The sequence below is a fragment of the Lewinellaceae bacterium genome, from assembly GCA_020636105.1.
Classification (GTDB): domain Bacteria; phylum Bacteroidota; class Bacteroidia; order Chitinophagales; family Saprospiraceae; genus BCD1.
The window spans coordinates 411,297-431,246 of record JACJYL010000001.1; the positions used below are offsets into that span (position 1 = coordinate 411,297).

General features: G+C 41.2%; 17 protein-coding genes and 2 tRNA genes. 6 read left to right on the forward strand and 13 right to left on the reverse strand.

Annotated elements, in window-relative coordinates:
• Positions 1–121 precede the first annotated feature (121 nt).
• Entirely contained in the window at positions 122–1,972 is a 1,851-nt protein-coding gene (locus H6571_01485; protein MCB9322389.1) for a SulP family inorganic anion transporter, read from the forward strand.
• Between the two features lie 119 nt (positions 1,973–2,091).
• Here H6571_01485 and H6571_01490 read toward each other — a convergent pair whose 3' ends face one another.
• From H6571_01490 to H6571_01500, 3 genes are all read right to left on the reverse strand, one after another.
• Positions 2,092–3,297 (reverse strand): hypothetical protein, encoded by a 1,206-nt coding sequence (locus tag H6571_01490; GenBank protein ID MCB9322390.1) that lies wholly within the window; start codon positions 3,295–3,297, stop codon positions 2,092–2,094.
• 211 nt (positions 3,298–3,508) lie between these two features.
• The gene (locus H6571_01495; protein MCB9322391.1) at positions 3,509–4,573 is read right to left on the reverse strand and encodes a TlpA family protein disulfide reductase; all 1,065 of its coding nucleotides are present in this window, start codon (positions 4,571–4,573) and stop codon (positions 3,509–3,511) included.
• Positions 4,574–4,833: 260 nt separating this feature from the next.
• Positions 4,834–5,451, reverse strand: coding sequence for a cytochrome c oxidase subunit 3 (locus tag H6571_01500; GenBank protein MCB9322392.1), 618 nt, complete (start codon positions 5,449–5,451; stop codon positions 4,834–4,836).
• Between the two features lie 116 nt (positions 5,452–5,567).
• Between H6571_01500 and H6571_01505 the strand changes: the two genes are divergently transcribed.
• Positions 5,568–6,392: a zinc ribbon domain-containing protein gene (locus H6571_01505; protein ID MCB9322393.1), complete on the forward strand. Its 825-nt coding sequence runs from the start codon at positions 5,568–5,570 to the stop codon at positions 6,390–6,392.
• A gap of 896 nt (positions 6,393–7,288) precedes the next feature.
• On the opposite strand, the gene H6571_01510 is transcribed toward H6571_01505, so the two are convergent.
• Positions 7,289–7,921 carry a hypothetical protein gene (locus H6571_01510; protein MCB9322394.1) on the reverse strand — a complete coding sequence of 211 codons (633 nt, stop codon included), beginning with the start codon at positions 7,919–7,921 and terminating at the stop codon, positions 7,289–7,291.
• A 112-nt stretch (positions 7,922–8,033) separates the two neighbouring features.
• Between H6571_01510 and H6571_01515 the strand changes: the two genes are divergently transcribed.
• From H6571_01515 to H6571_01525, 3 genes are all read left to right on the forward strand, one after another.
• Positions 8,034–8,234 carry a hypothetical protein gene (locus H6571_01515; GenBank protein MCB9322395.1) on the forward strand — a complete coding sequence of 67 codons (201 nt, stop codon included), beginning with the start codon at positions 8,034–8,036 and terminating at the stop codon, positions 8,232–8,234.
• Between the two features lie 269 nt (positions 8,235–8,503).
• A complete protein-coding gene (locus tag H6571_01520) occupies positions 8,504–8,731 on the forward strand; it encodes a transposase (protein ID MCB9322396.1) in 228 nt (75 codons plus the stop codon).
• A 51-nt stretch (positions 8,732–8,782) separates the two neighbouring features.
• Positions 8,783–9,199 (forward strand): transposase, encoded by a 417-nt coding sequence (locus H6571_01525; protein MCB9322397.1) that lies wholly within the window; start codon positions 8,783–8,785, stop codon positions 9,197–9,199.
• Between the two features lie 911 nt (positions 9,200–10,110).
• Here H6571_01525 and H6571_01530 read toward each other — a convergent pair.
• The 5 genes from H6571_01530 to H6571_01550 all read right to left on the reverse strand — a co-directional run bounded on the left by H6571_01530 (position 10,111) and on the right by H6571_01550 (position 14,840).
• The gene (locus tag H6571_01530; GenBank protein ID MCB9322398.1) at positions 10,111–10,572 is read right to left on the reverse strand and encodes a hypothetical protein; all 462 of its coding nucleotides are present in this window, start codon (positions 10,570–10,572) and stop codon (positions 10,111–10,113) included.
• An 838-nt stretch (positions 10,573–11,410) separates the two neighbouring features.
• Complete coding sequence (locus H6571_01535) at positions 11,411–11,764, reverse strand: hypothetical protein (protein ID MCB9322399.1); 354 nt, start codon at positions 11,762–11,764, stop codon at positions 11,411–11,413.
• A 237-nt stretch (positions 11,765–12,001) separates the two neighbouring features.
• Complete coding sequence (locus tag H6571_01540) at positions 12,002–12,298, reverse strand: hypothetical protein (GenBank protein ID MCB9322400.1); 297 nt, start codon at positions 12,296–12,298, stop codon at positions 12,002–12,004.
• A gap of 251 nt (positions 12,299–12,549) precedes the next feature.
• Complete coding sequence (locus H6571_01545) at positions 12,550–12,747, reverse strand: hypothetical protein (GenBank protein ID MCB9322401.1); 198 nt, start codon at positions 12,745–12,747, stop codon at positions 12,550–12,552.
• Positions 12,748–12,776: 29 nt separating this feature from the next.
• Positions 12,777–14,840: a Na+/H+ antiporter NhaC family protein gene (locus H6571_01550; protein MCB9322402.1), complete on the reverse strand. Its 2,064-nt coding sequence runs from the start codon at positions 14,838–14,840 to the stop codon at positions 12,777–12,779.
• Positions 14,841–14,960: 120 nt separating this feature from the next.
• Here H6571_01550 and H6571_01555 point away from each other — a divergent pair, with 120 nt between their 5' ends.
• Positions 14,961–17,288, forward strand: coding sequence for a T9SS type A sorting domain-containing protein (locus H6571_01555; protein ID MCB9322403.1), 2,328 nt, complete (start codon positions 14,961–14,963; stop codon positions 17,286–17,288).
• A 336-nt stretch (positions 17,289–17,624) separates the two neighbouring features.
• Here H6571_01555 and H6571_01560 read toward each other — a convergent pair.
• The 4 genes from H6571_01560 to rseP all read right to left on the reverse strand — a co-directional run bounded on the left by H6571_01560 (position 17,625) and on the right by rseP (position 19,867).
• Positions 17,625–17,706, reverse strand: a tRNA-Leu gene (locus H6571_01560).
• Positions 17,707–17,871: 165 nt separating this feature from the next.
• A tRNA-Leu gene (locus H6571_01565) sits at positions 17,872–17,955 on the reverse strand.
• A 28-nt stretch (positions 17,956–17,983) separates the two neighbouring features.
• The gene (locus tag H6571_01570; protein ID MCB9322404.1) at positions 17,984–18,508 is read right to left on the reverse strand and encodes a DnaJ domain-containing protein; all 525 of its coding nucleotides are present in this window, start codon (positions 18,506–18,508) and stop codon (positions 17,984–17,986) included.
• A 33-nt stretch (positions 18,509–18,541) separates the two neighbouring features.
• Complete coding sequence (gene rseP / locus H6571_01575) at positions 18,542–19,867, reverse strand: RIP metalloprotease RseP (GenBank protein ID MCB9322405.1); 1,326 nt, start codon at positions 19,865–19,867, stop codon at positions 18,542–18,544.
• Positions 19,868–19,950: the final 83 nt, after the last annotated feature.

The window sequence follows — 19,950 nt, forward strand, 5'->3', positions numbered from 1 at the left end:
CATAATTGCGGCCTACCCATTTGCCTTCATTAGTAATTTTAAGGTTATTTTTGTGTTTTATGCTTTAAGCCCAATTGAATAGTTCTCTCTGAACTATTGCATTAAAAATTTGAACTGCAAAATGAAAAATTTATTTAACTTGAAACACTTCAGGGGGGACCTGTTCGGTGGAATAACGGCTGGGATCGTTGCCCTTCCACTCGCCCTGGCATTCGGAGTAAGCTCAGGCCTCGGCCCGAGTGCCGGATTATACGGGGCCATTTTTATCAGTTTTTTCGCTGCCTTATTCGGAGGGACGAATACCCAGATTTCGGGACCAACGGCACCAATGACCGCCGTAAGTATGATTGTCATTGCAGGCATCATTGCCACCTTTGACGGTGATGTTAACAAAGCGATGCCTGCTATTCTTTCTGTTTTCCTATTGGCTGGATTGATGCAGGTAGGATTGGGTGTTCTGGGGATCGGAAAGTATATAAAATACATCCCATATCCCGTGGTTTCAGGTTTTATGACCGCCATTGGGGTGATCATCCTCGTGACCCAGATTTTGCCGGCGGTGGGTTATTATCCAAAAGAAGATACAGCCTTTGTTGAACAGTATAAACCTTATGCGGAGGAGATCATTCTTGATAATATTCTTAAAGAAGAGGCAGGAGAAGGGATCCTGGTGTTGGAGGATTTTAAAGAAACGGTTGAAAGAGCAAAATACATCACGGACAACGATGTTCTGCAAGAATCACAAACCCTTGCGGGCAAAGAAGCTTCGGGCGTAATTGGAGCTTTGAAGGTGATGCCAAGGGCTTTTAAAAATATAAACTGGCTCGAATTCCTGTTGGCCCTTGGAACAATTTTCATCATTTATGGTTTCAAAAGAATCACCAAGGCGGTGCCGAGTACTTTGGTGGCGCTGGTGGTCATGTCTGGAATTGCTTTCGGGTTTGGATTGGATTACCGGCCGATTGAAACCATTCCCAGCGGGTTGCCAATTCCTAACCTCGCTATTTTTACCGAATTCAGGCTGGGGAGTATTACGCCCTATATTTTTACGGCCTTAACACTGGCCCTGCTTGGAGCTATTGATTCATTGCTGACTTCTGTGGTGGCTGATAATATGACCAAAACAAAGCACAAACCCAACCAGGAACTGATCGGGCAGGGAATAGGCAATGGGGTGGCTGCGATCTTTGGTGGAATACCCGGTGCCGGAGCGACCATAAGAACGGTGGTAAATATCAATGCCGGGGGAAAAACAAAATTATCAGGGATGGTTGCCGGGTTGTTGCTTTTGGCTATTTTACTGGCCCTGGGACCTGTCGCCTCTCAAATCCCCGCCGCGGTCCTGGCAGGAATATTGATTACTGTTGGAATAAATGTGATGGATTATAAAGGTTTGAAAGCCATCCCGTCAATGCCTCGTTCGGAAGTGGTTATTCTTCTTGTCGTTCTTGTCCTGTCTTCTGTCTGGAACCTGGTGGCTGCAGTGGGCATTGGATTGGTGATTGCTTCCCTGATGTTTATGAAACAAATCGGAGACCTGATGGGCAAGCGTTCAGATGTAGAGCCTTTATTGAAAGAAAAGGCCTGGCCGGACGAAGAGGGATTTCCGGATGAATTGGAAAAGAAATGTTTTATCAAACATATCAAAGGCCCTTTGTTTTTTGGCTCTACGAGTGATTTCCAGCAACTGGCCACGCAGATTCCCGATACTGCCCAAACCGTCATCATCAGAATGGGAAGAATGCAATACATGGATCAATCCGGCTTGTATGCTATAGAGGATGTTTTGGTGGATTTGGTCAATCAGGGCAAAAAAGTATTGCTGGTGAATATACCTGAACAACCCCGGTATATGATGGAACGCATCGATATTATTCCGGATTTGATCCCGGAAGAACAGATTTACCCTTCCTTCGCGCATTGCCTGGCCTGGATCAAGGGAAATTTACAAAACGGTAAGGATGGTTTTTAGACTGGAGCCATAACGGTATTTACTGGCAAAGTTGGCGGCAATTATAAAAGAATAGAGGAATGACCGCCAACTTTGTCTTTTTTGAGTTTGGTTAAGTGACAAAAACTGGACGTACTTTTTTAAAACGCCACCTGGAATTTCATTTGAAAAATATTGCTGTTTCCAACCGACTCTAACATCGCATGGGAATAGTCAACGCAAAATTTACTGGCGGGATTGAGGTGCCAGTTGATTCCTGCCGTGAATGTTTTTTCGATTCCCCCATTGACTGTTTTGTCAGAAAAATCAGTGGAGGCGTATCTTGCTATCAGTTCAAAAGCTCCTTTGCCTTTTTCGACCGGGTTAAAGTTTGATTTTGGGGAAACCCGTTTGAAAAACCCAGCCTTGTTGGAATAATTACGGCTCTCGCCTGTGAGAAAATAGCTGACTTCCATGTAGTAGCCTGAAAAATTGAATTGCTCAGGAGTACTTTGTACACTGGATTGAATGTATTCTCCCTGCATGGAAAAAGCATTATGAACCAGGGCGATCTCGGCACCGAACAATTGGACTTTATCTACATTTTCAATGATGCCTGTTTGGATAAAGGAGGGTAAAAGATGGGCCTCCGGTATCGATTTCAGGCTGTAATCGCTTTGATCTTTCATCCGGTAGCTGTAGGCTAATCCAAGGTGCAGCAATTGATTCTTTTCCTTGAAATAGGGGAGTGCAGAAATTCTTCCTGTAAAGTTGAGGTTTTTTGTATTCAGCGATTTTCCAAAGTTGTCGGTCTCTTTGTAAAATCCAATGGACCAGGTTGCCCGGTGGTCTTTCAGGGCGGTATTCGAGATTTGAATTCCGTTGTTTCTTCCCGGTGTGATATCGAAATTTGAGGCTCGCTCTATGAAGGTCATATCATTACTGCTGTTCAACTGGTCGAGTCCGAAGGGTTCCTTAAAATGACCGATGGTAATTTTACCAATGACAGGAATTTCATTCAGGCTAACAAAAATGTCTTTAATGGTGGTTGATCCTCCCGTAAAATCAACTTCAAGTTTGTACCCAATATATTTATAAATAGTGCCCTGGTTGTAGAAACGAATTCTTCTGAACTCAGAGCCTCCTGAGTATTTTCCGAACATTTGGTCTATTTCCGGATCACTGGAAAACAAGCTGATATGCTGATGGAGACGTCCCCCGAATTGGAGGCTGAACTGCCCGTCTTTACTTTTAACCTGAAATCCCTTGTCCCAGTAGGCATTGAAGTCAGTCTGATCTTGTGCATTTAATGAAGTAAAAAGCATTACATGGAACAGGATGAATATAAAAAGACTCCCTTTTTTCATGTTTTTGTAGTTTTTTCGTTTTGGATTGATGGGCAAATTTAGAAATAATTCAAAATTATTAACAATAAATTAACATTGAATTAATATTTGATTTACATGTAGTTAATGTATGAGGTTGGAATGAAATACCAGTCTGAAGGAAATAAAAAAAACCGGCCATTTGAGTGTTAATCAAATGGCCGGTTTTTTACCACAATTATACCCTATAAGATTACAATAGTTTTATCAACTCTTCTTCCAATTCTTCAGCGCCACGAACGCTGGTAGCGGCTACATTTCCGTCCCGATCAATCAGGAAAGCTCTTGGAATGCTGCGAACGCCATAAGTCGCAGCAGGACCGGATTGCCATTTGCGGAGATCACTTACGTGGTAGGGCCATGATAGTTTATCCTGCTGGATTGCGTCTGCCCAGCGTTCTTTACTACCATCCAGTGAAACACTGAATACTGTAAATCCTTTGTTTTTATATTTTTCGTAAACTTTTACCACATTCGGGTTTTCCGCACGGCAGGGGCGGCACCAGCTGGCCCAAAAATCGAGTAGCACGATTTTGCCTTTAAGGTCGGAAAGCTTGTATTCTTTGCCTTCAGGAGAAGTCAATCTGATTTCGGGAGCAGGTTGTCCCACTGCCACAGGGCCTGCCGGCTCTACGGCGCTTTTTGAATTTTCCAACTGCTGCAAAAATGAGGCGTAGGCTTCTGCCGTTGGGGAACCAGGTTCGGTGGCATTAAGTTTTGCAAGAGCTTTTTTCTGGAGGTCCAGTCCGTTTTTGCCCAGGGACATATAAGCCAAAAATGCTCCCAGTTCAGGGTTGGAGGTGGTGTCTATGAAAGTTTCCATATTGGAAGAGTTGAATGTCCTGGCCACCATCTGCTGGATTACATCGCGGAGCACTTTTGAATCTTTTGACCCGGTAATCTCAAAATTGTACCGGGATATTTCTTTGAGGTCACCCTTAAATTCTACTACTTTTTCTCCTCCTGAATACGCCATGCCTATTCTTCCATTACTTCCGATCCTCATATTGTAAATTCCTTTTTCAATGCCTTCAGGAAAGGAAATAGAAAAATTGCCATCGGCATCAGTGGTGGTACTGGTTAGCACTTCACTGGCCTTTCCAATGTACATTCTGTCGATAAAAATCTGGGTGTTCGAACCATTGGTGAATTGTCCTTTAATGGTGGTACCCGGCGGGGTGTTGTTGCAGCCCGACAAGGAAAGGACCAAAAAGCCCAGGACCAAAAAGGTGAAATGTGTTAGGATATTTTTTGTCATGATTATAATGTTTGTTTGATTTAACAAAATTAAACCTTGGCGGTTTAATTTCAGTGAATTTTGAAGGTTTAATATTGTTTCTGAATGCGAAAAAACGGTTTTGCCGTGAGTCTTTCAGTGAAATGGATCACAGGAAAAATTTGTTTGTCTCCCGTGAATTTTCAATGTGCTCATTTTTTGGAAGGCAAAGATAGGCTTTGGATTGATAATATGGAAGTAACTTTTTTAAAAACAAAAGGGAATCATGGTATGGTTCGGGGTCATAACAGGGAATTGATGAAGAAAAAAAGCACCAGGTAGATCCATAAAAAATCCAAAAAATGCCAATACACCGAAACCAATCTCAACCTGAGCTGGTTGGCTTTATCGGAAAAGTAAACGAGTTCTTCCACCGGTTCCCGGGTTTGTTCATTGGCCCGATATAAAAAAACTGAAAGAAAAGGAATTCCCGCCATGACGTGTATGAAATGAAGCGCCGATAATAGGTACAAATAGCTGGCGGAATTATCTGTTCTCAGCAAGATATTTTTTTGGATCAGCAGGTTCCATCCCCAAATCTGGGCGGCCAGGAACAGAATGGATAGAACAAGCGCTGCGCTTAAGTATTGTTTGTATTGTTTCGACTGATCATTTTCAAAAGCCTTTTTGGCACGAGCCATGGCTAAACTACTGAGGATCAATAGACCTGTATTAAAAAGAAACAGGTAGGGGAGTTCCAGAGGAGCAAGATTACTCTGCACACGGGTGTACACAAAAGCTATCGTCAGGCTAATGAACATGGCCGAAAGGCCGAAAAGCCCTACAAACAAAATGACGTTGTAAGGATGGAAAACAAATGACTGGTATTCTTCAATACCATGTGCATAATATTTACGCATGGAAAAGATTTTTAACCCGGTAAAGGTATAAAAATTACTTTAACCGATCATCGCTTTACCTTGCCCGGGCATCCATTTATTACTCAATTTTACTATCTTAGCAGAAAAGAAAAGCCATGTTGACTTGTAATACTTGCAAAACGGTATTGCCGGCGGAAGCCAGGTTTTGTTTTAATTGCGGAACTCCGGTGAAAGTTACAGAAAAAAAACAGGAAGAGCCTCTCGTGCTGGATCCTCATGGAAATGTAACCCTGCAAATTAATGAGTTGTTTTTTAAGCATTTGAAAGTATTACTGCAACAGGAGCAGGATGAAAAATTGTTCCAGAGTTATTCTGAAAGGGTTTACCAATGTGGCTATCGTGACATCATTCAGCGACGTGCAGAAGGCCTGGCTGAAAAAATAACCCGTCCCGGATTCAGGCTGGCAGATCTCAATGAGATGGTATTTGACCTGATCGACGAATTGCTCGACTTTTTTATTATTCGTTTTTGTGGTGATCTGAATGTTGTTTCCATGCCTGAGGCTATTTTAAAATACCATAAAAAAGGCATTCATTTCGCGGAGCTTTTTCAAATGACGCTGGATTATCTCAATTTTGACAGCGAAGAGGAGACCGTTTATACGGATTTTCTAAAGATGCCTGTCGAAAAACTAAAGACCGCTGGAAGATCCTTTCTTTTTCCTGAGCCGAAAGAAAAAATCCTTTTCATTTGCGACCTCAGCCTGCTCGGTTCCTGCCGGGAAGGATTTGCGATGACAGAAAAGGCCATTTATTGGAAACACCCCATGCAAAAGGCGAAAAAGGTCTTTTATAACGACCTGGAGGAAATCAATAGAACCGAAGATTGGATCACCATCAACGGGCACTTTTTCAATGTCAGTCCTTCCCTCAATATTCGTGTTTTGAAATTGTTGAAAAAACTACACAAACTCAACTAACTTATTGGGTCGGGGCTTTCTGCTTCGCCCTCTACGATGGTGATTATTGTTTAGTGAGACATGCTTTGGATATCACATTCCGTACCTAACGACACTTGAGTACCTGCATATCATATTGCGTCCCGCAGGGACTCAGGGATAGCCCATCAACCAAGACCTTCAGTCTCGTAGAGACGTAATATCGGCAAAACCCTGCCGTGATAAAAAAGGTAGTGCCGTCAGGTACGGAATGCGGGTTCCCCGATAGCCGAAGCACTGCAAAAAAAGAAAAAAGCCGATGGTCGCAGCCTGTCAACTGACGCCGGAGGCAGGCTTTAAACTTCGACTCCGCTCGCCTAAACCATTGACTGGAACAAGAAACTTGAACCGCACGGGTGCAGAGCACCAAAATCTTTGTTGTCCAACAAAGGAAAAAGAATCCAAGGTGCAGAGCACCGCAACATCCCTCCGATCTGCCATTACCGTATGCTGTGGTGGCCAGCGCTCTTTTCATGCCACAAAACATTCCCTCCGAAGCCCGGCCCAAAGCACGAACCTGTCTGCCGCCGCAGAAAGGCAGGCCATAATGGACGCTACCTCGACCATGCTCCTGTTAGTCTCACGGCGGGTAGCTCAGCCATTATGGGTCATGTATAAGACAAACGGCCGCCTCCAACATAGAAGACAGCCGCTTGATCTTTCTTTCGTTGTCTGTGTAACTATTTTAGCCTTGACTAAAAGTCTTAAAAGTATATTTCAGTCAAAGCTTTTAGCCTAGGCAGGCGGTCGACTTTTTTATTTTTTTATCGATTCGCTTCGGGCATCACGAGAATTCCTATCGGAGCGAAAACGCCTAAACGATCGGTTCTTTTTTTTATAAATACGCTTCGAGCATCAGGGAAATACAACCCAACTCGTTATTTTGCTGTACCAAATTTAAATCCTCCCACTTTATCAATTTCGGATTTTAAATAGACTAAGTGACCTTCTTTTAATATGTAATAGTCTCGCATATATGGGTAAAACCCAGAAGACCAATATCCATCTTTGCGATGCTTCTCTCCAAAGGCATAAAAATTAAGTACTTTTTTTGTAGAGTGAACTAACGATTTTCCACCGGTTTCGTTCTCGTAAATGAAATGTTTTAAACTTCCATTGAGTTTTACTAAAATACCTTTGTAGATAATTACTCCAAACCCTTTGTCAATCACACTGGGATTATCTTCATCTGGGGGTCTAAAGTCCAAGGTGTAGCCCTTTTTCGCAGATAGTACAAAACATGGCGAATTATCCTCAAAAAGGGGAGTAATTACAATATAAAAAGGGTAATCAGGTACCTCATTCCTGAGTTCTGGGAATTTATCCACTATGGTAAGAAGACAATCAATTTTCTCACTTAGTAGGCTATTCGTAAATTCATACAATGGCAGAGATACTTGAAAAGAATCAATTTTAAAATTTTTTTCCCTTGGACTTTTTTCTCCAAGACCAATAGTACCTTTACATGATTGTAGAAAACTAAGTGAAGATAAAACAAATATTATTGTCAATCGAATCGTATTAATATTTTTAGGGTAGTATCCAGTAAAGTGTGTAAGTTTTAAAATAGGGGGCCATGGCCCCCTATTTTAATTTTTTGTAATTTTAAAACATACTTTACTGATGATGAAAAAAGAAGATCTATTAAACGATGATTTCCTGAAGCAATTTAAGACTGGGGATGAGTTAGAATCTTTCCTCAGTGAGCTTCACAAACGCGGCATTGAAAAAATGCTGGAAGGAGAAATTGATGCCATCTGGATTATGCCAAACACCAGAGGAGCGACAATCCAAATGCCCGGAACGGCAATTCTAAAAAAGTAATCAAAACCTCCTATGGCGAATCTGAAATCAGGTGCCCAGAGACGGATGGAAGTTTTCACCTCAGATTGTTCCTAAACGATCCAGGCTGGCTAAAGGCATTGAATCGATCTAATTTCACTTTATGCCAAAGGATGAGCAATGCCGATATTGAGAACAAATTCGGATTTGTATGACTTCAACATCTCACGTCTACCATCTCAAAATCACCGATAAGTGACCGAGGATATCATTGCTGCAAATCGCCCCTGAATCTCAGTATCTAATCGTGGATGGATGGGATTGTTTTTAAAGTCCGTGAGAACTCCAGAGTGACCAATAAAACAGTCTATTTGGCCGTAGGACTCAAGAAAGACGGAGGAAAGAGGTTTTGGGCATGTGGTTGGGTAAAAGTGAACCGCCAGTTTTGGATGGGCGTACTGACCGATATCAAAGCTCGGGGCGTAGAAGATATCTTAATTACCGTGACGGATAATTCAACGGTTTTACCAGACTATTAAAGTGTTTTTCCTGAAACGAGCACTCAAATTTGTGTCTGCACCAAATCAGGAATGCTTCCAAATACGTTGTCTGGAAAGATCAAGTTTTGCAAAGACATGAAAACCATTTATGGAGCACCGACCAAAGAAGCCCAGGCAGCTCTAAAGGACTTTGATGAAAAATGGAATCACAAGTATCCTTACGCTATTAAATCATGGTATAATAACTGGGATGAGCTGACCACTTTTTTTGACTTCCCTCTTGAAATTAGAACGATCATTTATACCACAAATTTGATTGAAAATCTCAACGGAAAAATCAGAAAATACACCAAAAACAAAATGTCTTTTCCAACGGATAATGCATTGAAAAAGTCGGTTTATCTGGCGATTTTTGAAATAACGAAAAAATGGACCATGCCGATTCGCAACTGGCCCATTATTCTTAACCAATTTATTGCTATTTTTGACGAAAGAGTCAAAATCTAAAAATTCGGGCGAAGCCCTCTATTTTTTATTTACACACTTAATAGGATACTGTCATTTTTAGAAATCATCATATCAATTTCCATTTATATAAAACCCTTCATATGGTTTGCTATATCTTCCTTGAGTATAAATCCTGAATTTTGCACTCTTATTTCCTGCCTTTCTAACTTTTGTCACCCCCGATGGTCGCAGCTTTCAGCTTCGACCCTATAAGCTCATCATATCACCCGACCAAAAATAACCCATTCCTTTTCACAAATCAATATATCCAATATTATTCCGAAAATCCAAAATTTCCACATTCTAGCAAAGCACAAAAATCCAATGCCCAAGGTGGTCAGCCTTATGTTTTTGTTTCAGTATAAAAGTAATTCAGATCGCCCAGGTTCACCTGGCTTTGGACAGGCTGCAAGCCTTACAGGCATATTCCGGTCAAAGCTTTAAGCCTTGACCATCGACTAGATCGACCTTTTTTTATTTTTGGTCGATATGCTTCGGCCATCAGGGTATGCGCAAACCCACGAAAACAAAACGGCCATCTCCGATTTGAAGACAGCCGTTTACTTTTATCATTTCATTATCTGTGTAACCCTAACGCCCGAGCTGTAAGCTCTACAAGCGTAGCCCGCTTAAGCGATGACGCTTAACCGATCGACCTTTTTTATTTTTTGGTAGGCATGCTTCGGCCATCAGGGACTTTTTTTATTTTTGTGGCATGCTTCAGCCATCAGGGTATTGCCTGACGCACGAGCTGGAAGCTCTGGAAGCATATTTCAATCAAAGCTTTCAACTTTGACGAACAACTGTTTATTTTTTTGTCGATATGCTTCGGTAATCAGGGAAAAAAAGCTGTGAATTTCTTAGCCATGGTCAAACTCGCATTCATCAAAATATATTTTAAAAAACATTTTTCAGACACACTTTAATCTAGTTAATATATTATTAACCTCTTCGATGGTCTGTTCTTTCCAAAATGATAATTGTGATGTCATTTTACCAATTAATTTCCCATCTAAATCTTTTATTCTTAAAACCATACCTTTTGCTGTTCGACCATATCTTTCCCTTTCATAAGATATTTCAATTTCATTATGCTGCAGTTCAATTTTTTCACTAAGCATTGTAATTATTGAGGTAGTTATTTCTACCCTTTTAGTTTTTTCATCTATTGAAATTTTTCTAATATTTTTTTTATCCAAAACCTTTCCGAATAAAACAAGATCAAAAATTATAATGAGAATTAAATATGCATTTACATGATATCGCTCTATAAGAAAAAATATGGAAATTGAAATAAAATTCAAAAAGACGACGAATGAATAAAAATTCTTTAATGAAATTGAAAATACATGAATAGGATCATTTTTTTTCATGAGACACCTAATTAGAGAGTTTTAAAATAATAATAATCAATAGTTCGGTAATTTTTTAACAGGCGATTTTGCCAAAATTCAACAGTTTTTGAAAGCCGGATTTATTTTTCTACAAGTTTGGGTTGATTTCAAAGTTTGATAAAAACCCGATTTTCGAGACAGCCGTTTGGGCTTTCTTTCGTTGTCTGTGTAAATCCTGAGGCATCAAGACTGATATTACCGTCTATGTATGAGAAAACACTTTTCTTCTTTATTTCCCAAGCTATCCAAGGAAAATAGCTTTTTCCCTTTCACCAAGAATGCATCTTTGCTAGAAGAATAAGCCCCCGATGGTCGCAGCTTTCAGCTTCGACCCTATAAGCTCATCATATCACCCGACCAAAAATAACCCATTCCTTTTCACAAATCAATATATCCGATATTATTCCGAAAATCTAAAATTTCCACATTCTACCAAAGCACAAAAATCCAATGCCCAAGGTGGTCAGCCTTATGTTTTTGTTTCAGTATAAAAGTAATTCAGATCGCCCAGGTTTACCTGGCTTTTGACAGGTTCACCTGGCTTTAGACAGGCGGCAAGCCTTACAGGCATATTCCGGTCAAAGCTTTAAGCCCTGACCATCGATTCTTTTTTTATTTTTTTGTCGACATGCTTCGGACATCAGGAGGCAAAAAGCCCGACGCGCGGCCAGGCTTTTTGTTTCATTGTTTATGTATTTGAAAACGCCCGAGCTGCAAGCTCTACAAGCATAGCCCGGTTAAGCGAAAACGCTTAACCGATCGACCTTTTTTTATTTTTGTGGCATGCTTCGGACATCAGGGGTACGATAAAAAAACACTAATTATTATAAAAATAATCCATTTGAAAAGTATAGAAAATTGTTTCATCTTTTTTTATTAATGTTAATGTATCTGCAAAAGCCGGTTTTTCAATAAAATCTCCAATATTAGCATTTTGATCGAAAATTCGAAAATCATTCAATTTACTTGTTACCGGTTTAAAAACGAATACTTCATTGTTTATGGTTATATGTACACCTGAACTTCCAGCATATAATTTTTCAATTTTCCCACTTATTTCAGACGAATAAAAATCATCAAATTGATTTTTTGACTTTTCATCAAAGTAAAAAGTTAAATAAATGAGAATTCCAACAAATAGGATTATTATAAAAAAAAATATTTTTTTCATTTTTATTTAACTCAGCTAAATATTAATGGTTCTTTGACATTTTAGTTGGTGAATCCGAAAAAATGTAAATTTCTATTCCCAAGGAAATTTACAGTTGCTTAAAAATCACCGATCGACCTTTTTTTATTTTTGTGGCATGCTTCGGCCATCAGGGGGTAGGTTAAAAGCCTTGAAGAACGACTTTTCTATTTTTTTGTCGATTTGCTTCGGGCATCAGGGTATTAACTACATAGGAAGCTAAATTTCAATTTTATCAAATCCAACAGGAAGACAAATCTTTTCTATGAGAAAAGACCTAAAATTCGTCATTAAACCTGCTTGTTCCTTGGCTGATAATTGCCTATTATTATCCATTATTTTTGAATAATTGTCAAATTCAATAATCAAGCCAAGTTTTTTTGATATTTTTTCAAAATCGTTTGATTCCATCAATTCTAAAAACAAATCGAGCCGATTCTGGGAAGCCGCTAATAGCTTCATGGACTTAAAGTCCATATTCTTCAATAAAAGCTGTGCATTACTCGAAGGTTTCATGATATTATAAAATTTTTTATCAACAATTATATAAGAATTTAAGATGCTTCCAAAGGATTTAACAAAGGTCAGCTTTTGGCTATATTTTATTTAAAGCAAATAAATTAAATCATATACAATTCGATTAAAGGTTACAGAATCTTGTTCATACGTTAATAAACCATTGTGAAGATTTTTTTGATAAACTTGCCATCTTTTTGCAATATTATTCAGTGCTCTGGTGGTCTTTGGGTTTTTACTATATTTAATTGCTAATTCAATTGCTTCAGCGACCTTTCCTTTAGAAAGTGTTCTTCTAATAAGATCTCCGGATCAATCAAGCTTATCGGATTCCCCATCACATAATTATAAGGGCTCCAGGCTGCATATTGTTCTGCCAGTGGATCCACCGCATTCCACCTCCCGATCGCCGGATCATACCACCTGGCCCCATAGTCATACCAGCCAATATCCTCATTCCACTCCTGATAGGTTCAGTTCATAACTCAATTTTCCTTCCAAATGTCCTGAGGATTAAATACATCACGCCAAACCCGGCAAACAGGATCAGGGTACAGATCAGCCATCCGCCGCCCAACAAGGCTGAGATGGTTCCGGAAAGAACACTTACCCCGCCAACGGTCAGGGCGTAAGGCAACTGCGTTCTGACGTGCTCAATGTGTTTGCAATCCGAGGCAAGAGAACTCAGGATAGTGGTATCCGATATCGGAGAACAGTGATCGCCTAAAACGGAGGCCGCCAGCACTACTGCAATAACGTTCAGTAAAATTTCCAAAGAAGCCTCGTTGTCCATACCGGCGCTTTGGCATACGGCCCAGGCGGTCGGAATGGCAATCGGGTATAAAATAGCCATGGTACTCCAGCTTGAACCGGTGGAAAAAGAAATCAGCGCAGCCAATACAAAAATAATGGCCGGCAATAGGTAAGGGTTAATGCTGTCGGCCAGGGCAGAGGTGAGAAATTCTGCCGTATGCAACACATCGGTGGTGCCGGCGAGGGACCAGGCCAAAGTTAATATAATGATGGCGGGAAGCATCGTTTTGAATCCGGTGGTCATGGTGTTGATGGTGTCTGGCAATTTCATGATACGACTTACTATAGTAAGAAAAATCGCCACCACCAAACCACTGATCGAAGCCCAGATCAGAGCCACATAAGAGTCTGCACTACCAATTAGTTTGCCGAGTTTCAGGAAGAAACCCGCTCCACCATTTGGAAATAAAACATTCATATTCCCCCAAACCTCTCCCCAGCTATGGGCGATAATTCCTCTACTGCCTAATTCAGCACTCAGGGAAGTGATTCCTGTATCAACCAATCCGAAAAGGGTCATGAAAATTACTACCAGGACCGGTAAAGCCGCATTGTACCACTTCAATGGTGCACCTTTTACAGGGGTTAGATCCTCCATTTCTTCAGTAAGTCCCGTTTCGGTTTGTGGGGGAGCTACCTGACCTGTATCATTGGCTCTTTTTTCAGCTTTGAGCATTGGACCATATTCTCTTCCCATCCAGATCACCATTAGCATAAAAACCAGCGTTAGCACCGGGTAAAAAGAATATTTCAGGGAGTGAAAAAACACTGTGTAGGGAGTGAGTCCCAGTTCTGTCATGATTCCGATTTTATGCATCCCGTCGTCAATATAGGTGAGCTCCGCGCCAATCCAGGTAGTAATGAAGGCTACCGAGGCCACAGGGGCTGCCGTACTATCGACGATATAGGCCAGTTTTTCTCTTGAAATTTTAAACCGGTCGGTTACCGAACGCATGGTATTTCCTACGATGAGCGTATTGGCATAATCATCGAAAAAGATGGCTACGCCAAGAAACCAGGTGACCAATTGGGCACTTTTTCGGGTCGTCGCAAATTTTGCCAGTACATTAACGACTCCTGCCATGCCGCCGTTTCGGGAAATGACGGCCACCATGGCACCGATCAAAAGGGAAAAGATAATCACCGACATGTGGCCGCTATCCACCAGTGCCGAAATAATATATTTTCGAACCACCTCGAAAAGACTCATGAGGAAGTAATAGATTGAATCTATCCGCAAGCCGCCGGCGATAAAAGCCCCGGCGAAAATGCCTACGAAAAGAGACGATACCACTTCTTTGAATAAAAGGGCAAGAAAGATAGCAATGAGCGGCGGCAGAATGGAGAACCAGAAAGGAATATGTCTGAATCGGAACGAACCGTCTGACCGGGCGGCAATGTGGTATAATTTGTTGCCTTTTTCCGTATGGAACAACAACAATTCCCCTTTGGCGTCTGTGTTAATTGGTAGTTTGGCAATACCGTTTTCGAAGATCAATTCACGGCTTTCCCCACCAATATCGATGGAGGATTTTCCATTGAGCGAACCCGATCGAAATTCGAGATTTCCTGCATTGGTGGTTACCTCGTAATCCTCTAAGGTCACTTGAGGAATTTGTACTTCAACAGGCGCAATGGTAATTTGTGTGGAATCTTCCGGGCTTTGAGCGATGGAATTGAATGACAGACTACAAATGCCCAAAAAAGAAAGCAAATAGCGGATTTTCATAAGCGGATTTTATAAATTTGGTGTTTGTTGTTTATGCCGGGAGTAATGGGTGGAATTAGGAATGATCATAATTCAAATCCAAGAAACGAATATTCCTCGATTTGTCAAAATAATAGAGAAATGAATAAAATGAAGCGCTTTTTCAAGTATCCCAAAAACGTGGTGAATTCTTATTTGTACAGCCTTTTTCGGGGTTATTACCACCTCAGATTACAGGTATTAAGCTTTAGCCCGATCATTATAATGCTTGTTTTCAGTCAACAGGCCTTTTCCCAGTTAACCGGCCGATTGGATATCGACTTTATTGTCGATGGAAATCAATTGGCCACCCCTTTGACGGGCGGACTCAACGCACCCCAACTTTCCGAGGTTGACTTCAATAATGACGGGATGCAGGATCTTTACATTTTTGACCGGATAGGAAATCGCCATCTCACCTTTTTAAATACAGGAGGAGAAGATTATGAATACGCACCGGAATACGAAGAGAATTTTCCTCCTGTCACAGGCTGGATCTTATTGCGGGATTTTGACGGAGACCACATCATGGATATTTTTGCTTATTCCGATGCGATTGTAAGCGGGGTCATGGTTTTTAAAGGGGAATATGAAGCGGGTAAAATAAAATTCGTCCGGCATAATTTTAATGAATTGCTCAACATTATTTTTATTCCCTTACAAACAGGAGGGAGTACCCAACTTTATGTCAGTGAAGTTGATGTGCCGGCCATAGATGACATCGACTGTGATGGAGACCTGGACATTATGACCTTCAGCGTTGCCGGAGGATATATTGACTGGTATCGGAACACTTCGGTGGAGAGCGGGTTTGGAATGGATAGTCTGCGTTACGTCCTGGAAACAAATTGCTGGGGCGGTGTTTTTGAAAGCGGCATTTCCAATGAAATTAACCTCTCCGGTGGTGCCGGGGATTGTTATGAAGGCTTTCAGGACGAGTCGGTGGAAGAACGCCATTCCGGATCCACTTTACTTACTTTTGACCGAAATAATGACGGTAAAAAAGAACTTTCTCTGGGGGACATCTCGTTTTCAAACATCATATTGTTGAACAATGGCGGCAATTGTGGAGAAGCCTGGTTTAATGCCCAGGAAGGCAATTTTCCTGCAGAGGATGTGGCCGTGGATATTCCTGTTTTTCCATCGAGTTATTACCTTGATGTGGATCATGACGGAATTAAGGATTTCCTGGCGGCTCCTAATTCTACCGCTGCCGCGGAAGATTATAACGCTTTATGGTTTTATAAGAATACCACTTCTAATGAATATCCGTCTTTCCAGTTGCAAAAGAAAAATTTTCTCATAGACGAAATGCTGGACTTTGGCTCCGGAGCACAACCGGCACTTGTCGATTACAATGCAGATGGTTTATTGGACCTGGTGGTGGGCAACTATTCCTATTTTGTTCCATTCGGCGACAGGGATCCCCGGTTGTTTCTGTTTTTAAATACGGGAACCGCTACTAATCCAGCGTTTACACTGGAAGATGATGACTTTCTGAATATGAGCCTGTTTTCTCAAAGTTCCTACAATTATGCACCCACCTTTGGCGATTTGGACGGGGATGGGGATATGGATATTCTTATAGGGGAACAATATGGTCAGTTATTTTACGGAGAAAACACGGCAGGACCGGGAAACCCCGTGAACATTCCATCGGTCACTTACAATTACCTGGGCATCAATGTCGGACAGGCCAGTGTGCCGCAGATCATTGACCTGAACAGGGATGGTTTGAAGGATTTGGTCATCGGTGAAAAAAATGGGAACATAAATTATCTTGTCAATACGGGTACTACTACCTCGCCAGTTTTCAATCCCGATCCGGCAATGCCGCCAAATATTTTTTACCTGGGAACCGTCGATACCCGTATTCCTGGATATTCTACGGGTCATTCTGCTCCTTTTATCATCGATACCGAAACAGACGGCTACAGGCTCTATACAGGTTCCGAAATTGGCAGGATTGAGGTTTATGGAAATATTGACGGAAACCTGGGAGGGACTTTTTCCACCCAGACAGAAACTTTCGGTGGCTTGGCAGAGGGGATTCGCACGCATCTGGTGTTGGAAGATCTGAATGAGGATGGTTTTTTGGATTTAATTCTCGGCAATTTTTCGGGAGGACTGGAGATTTTCGGAACGGATATTCCAAAGTATATCAATGTTTCTAATGAAGAGGTGGCTGATGTGGATGGCTTGAGGATATTCCCAAATCCGGCCGATGAAAAAATCATCATTTCAACAAACCATTCTTCTGGTGAATTAATAGAAGTTGAGCTATATGACCTTACCGGAAAAAAACTCCTGACCAGCAAATGGTCAGGAGTTTCCCAAGCCATTGATGTATCAACATTACCCCCGGCCATTTATGTGGTTAAAGTTTTACGGGGGCACCAAATAAGGGTAGAAAAAATAATAGTTGAGTAAAATCACCAAAATAATGGTGCAAAGGATTAAAATTTGTTTTACCTTTGCGTTATTATATTTAGAAGATAATTTTATCAAAGATAGTTTTCATTTGGTTTTTTGGGGTTGGAGCCTCCCACAATGGGAGGCTCTTTTTTTTTATTCCTGAATAGTTTACGATTTTTACGCCCGGAGGGGAAACTCGCACCACGCCTTGCGGCACACGCACCTGAAATGTGCACGTCTACCAACCTGCCTACTGACCGTAGGGAGGTAGGTTCCGCCACTCCGGCAGTTGTTTTTCATCCGTTCAGTAAAATAAAAAAAGCCCAACCAGAAATATGATTGAGCTTTTCGTGCCCGGAGGGGGACTCGAACCCCCACGCCTTGCGGCACACGCACCTGAAACGTGCACGTCTACCAATTCCGCCACCCGGGCCTTTTTGTATTGGAAGCGCAAATATGAACAATTTTTAAGTTAATTGCAAATAACTTTTCAGGGAAAAAATTAAAGTTTTTTTTGACCTTACTTTTCATTAGGAATTAAGCCAGTACACTAATACAAAAGCCCAAACCTTGGATTAAGATTTGGGCTCTAATTTTGTACCGACGGGGGGAATCGAACCCCCACTCACTTGCGTGAACTGGATTTTGAATCCAGCGCGTCTACCAATTCCGCCACGTCGGCTCAGTACTATTTAATTGATAACTTTCTATCAACGGGACGCAAATGTAGCTAATTTTTCAGAAATTCGCAACAAGTAGCGTTTTTTTAGATAATAATTTTTGACCTCTAAAAGTTCCTCTTCCGAAGCTTCTGTTATGGTCTTTTTTTTCAGTATGGAAGCTACTTCATTACGCAATTGATTTTCAATTTGTTGTAGTTCATTTTTTGATTCTTCCAATATTTCCGGTGAAAAATCAAACTCCAGTTCCATCAGTTTTTCATTAAAATCCATCATATCCATCAGGAAGTCCTGCGGGATGTCGTTTTTATTTTCCTCCGTGAGAATTTTTTCAGACTCAAGGATATATTTCATCCTTAAGTCTTCATCCGACAGTACTTTATAGGCTTCATTGTTCAGACTTGATAATTTCAGGATTTCATCTTGTCTGGATTCAGATTCCTGGGTGAAAAAGTCAGGATGATATTGCTTGCTGTTGACAAGGTACTTTCTCCGGATTTCAGTCATATCCGGAGAAAAGGAAACGGGAATTTCATAAAATTTAAAATAATCCATCATACTCCTGTCTTCAATCAACATTCTTTAATCCTAAAACCACGCCCGTACAATATCAAGTCCATTGGCATAAAGCAAAAGCCCTAAAACGAGCACGAAGCCAATCGTGTTGGCAACTTCAATGACCTTATCGCTTGGTTTTATACCGGTGACTACTTCAAAAATGAGAAACATCACGTACCCGCCGTCCAGCGCAGGAATCGGCAATAAATTCATAAAGGCCAGGATAAGAGATAAAATGGCCGTCATGAGCCAGAACCGTTCCCAGTTCCACTGGGCTCCGAACATCTTGCCTATTGAGGCAAACCCTCCGAGGCTTTCAGAGGCGTCAATATTGCCCCGGAACATCTGCCCGAAAGCTTTTAGCTGGGTAGTTAAAAAGCTGATTCCTTTGGTGAATCCTGCGGGAATAGAGGCTCCAAAAGTATAATCGATTCGTTCAAATTCGAATCCGATTGGAGCCACCCCAATCGTACCATTTTTAGTGGTGGTCATATTAAAGCTCAAGGTGTCCGTTTGATTGCGAATCACCCCTACCTTGACGGGAGTTTCCTTGAGGCCTCCTACCGCTTTGGCAAATTCATGGAAATAAGGTACCGATTGATCATTCAGGCTAATAATGCGGTCATTTTTTAGCATACCGGCTTTATCAGCAGGAGAATCCGTTATTATACTGTCTGCGATAAATAACATCCTCGGCCCAAAGATGGCTTTATCCTTATTGTCGTGGCTGATCAGTTTATTGGCCCATTCATCACTTACGGGAAGATCGATCACTTCATTATTCCTGTTCACCTTAATATGATCTGCATTCTCAATGCTTATGGCATGAATGAGCTGGCGATCGTTAAACTGGTCAAAAGGCGTATCGCCAATGCTAATGATCTTATCTCCATCCTGCAAGCCAAGTTCCATCCCTAATGAATCGACATAAATGCCTTCTGTCACCTTATCCGCGGGAAGATATTCTTCGCCCCACACCCAAAGCACCATACCGTAGATGAAAAATCCTAATATAAAATTCACCGTTACGCCCCCAAGCATAATAATGAGTCGTTGCCAGGCCGGTTTGGTCCTGAACTCCCAGGGTTGGGGAGGTTGGGCCATTTGTTCTTTATCAAAACTTTCATCGATCATGCCGGCAATTTTGACATATCCTCCCAGGGGAAGCCATCCGATGCCATATTCGGTTTCACCAATCTTCTTTTTGAAAAGGGAAAAACCTGCGTCAAAAAATAAATAAAATTTTTCAACACGGGTGCCAAACAATCTCGCCGGGATAAAATGTCCCATTTCATGCAGAATAATCAGTATTGAGAGACTGAGCACCAATTGACCGATCATTATTAATATATCCATTCTAAGTATTCTTTATTAAACCTGTAAAACCAAAGAAACAGGCATTTAATGACTTTTGTTGTGAAAGTGCCGCAAAAGTAAGC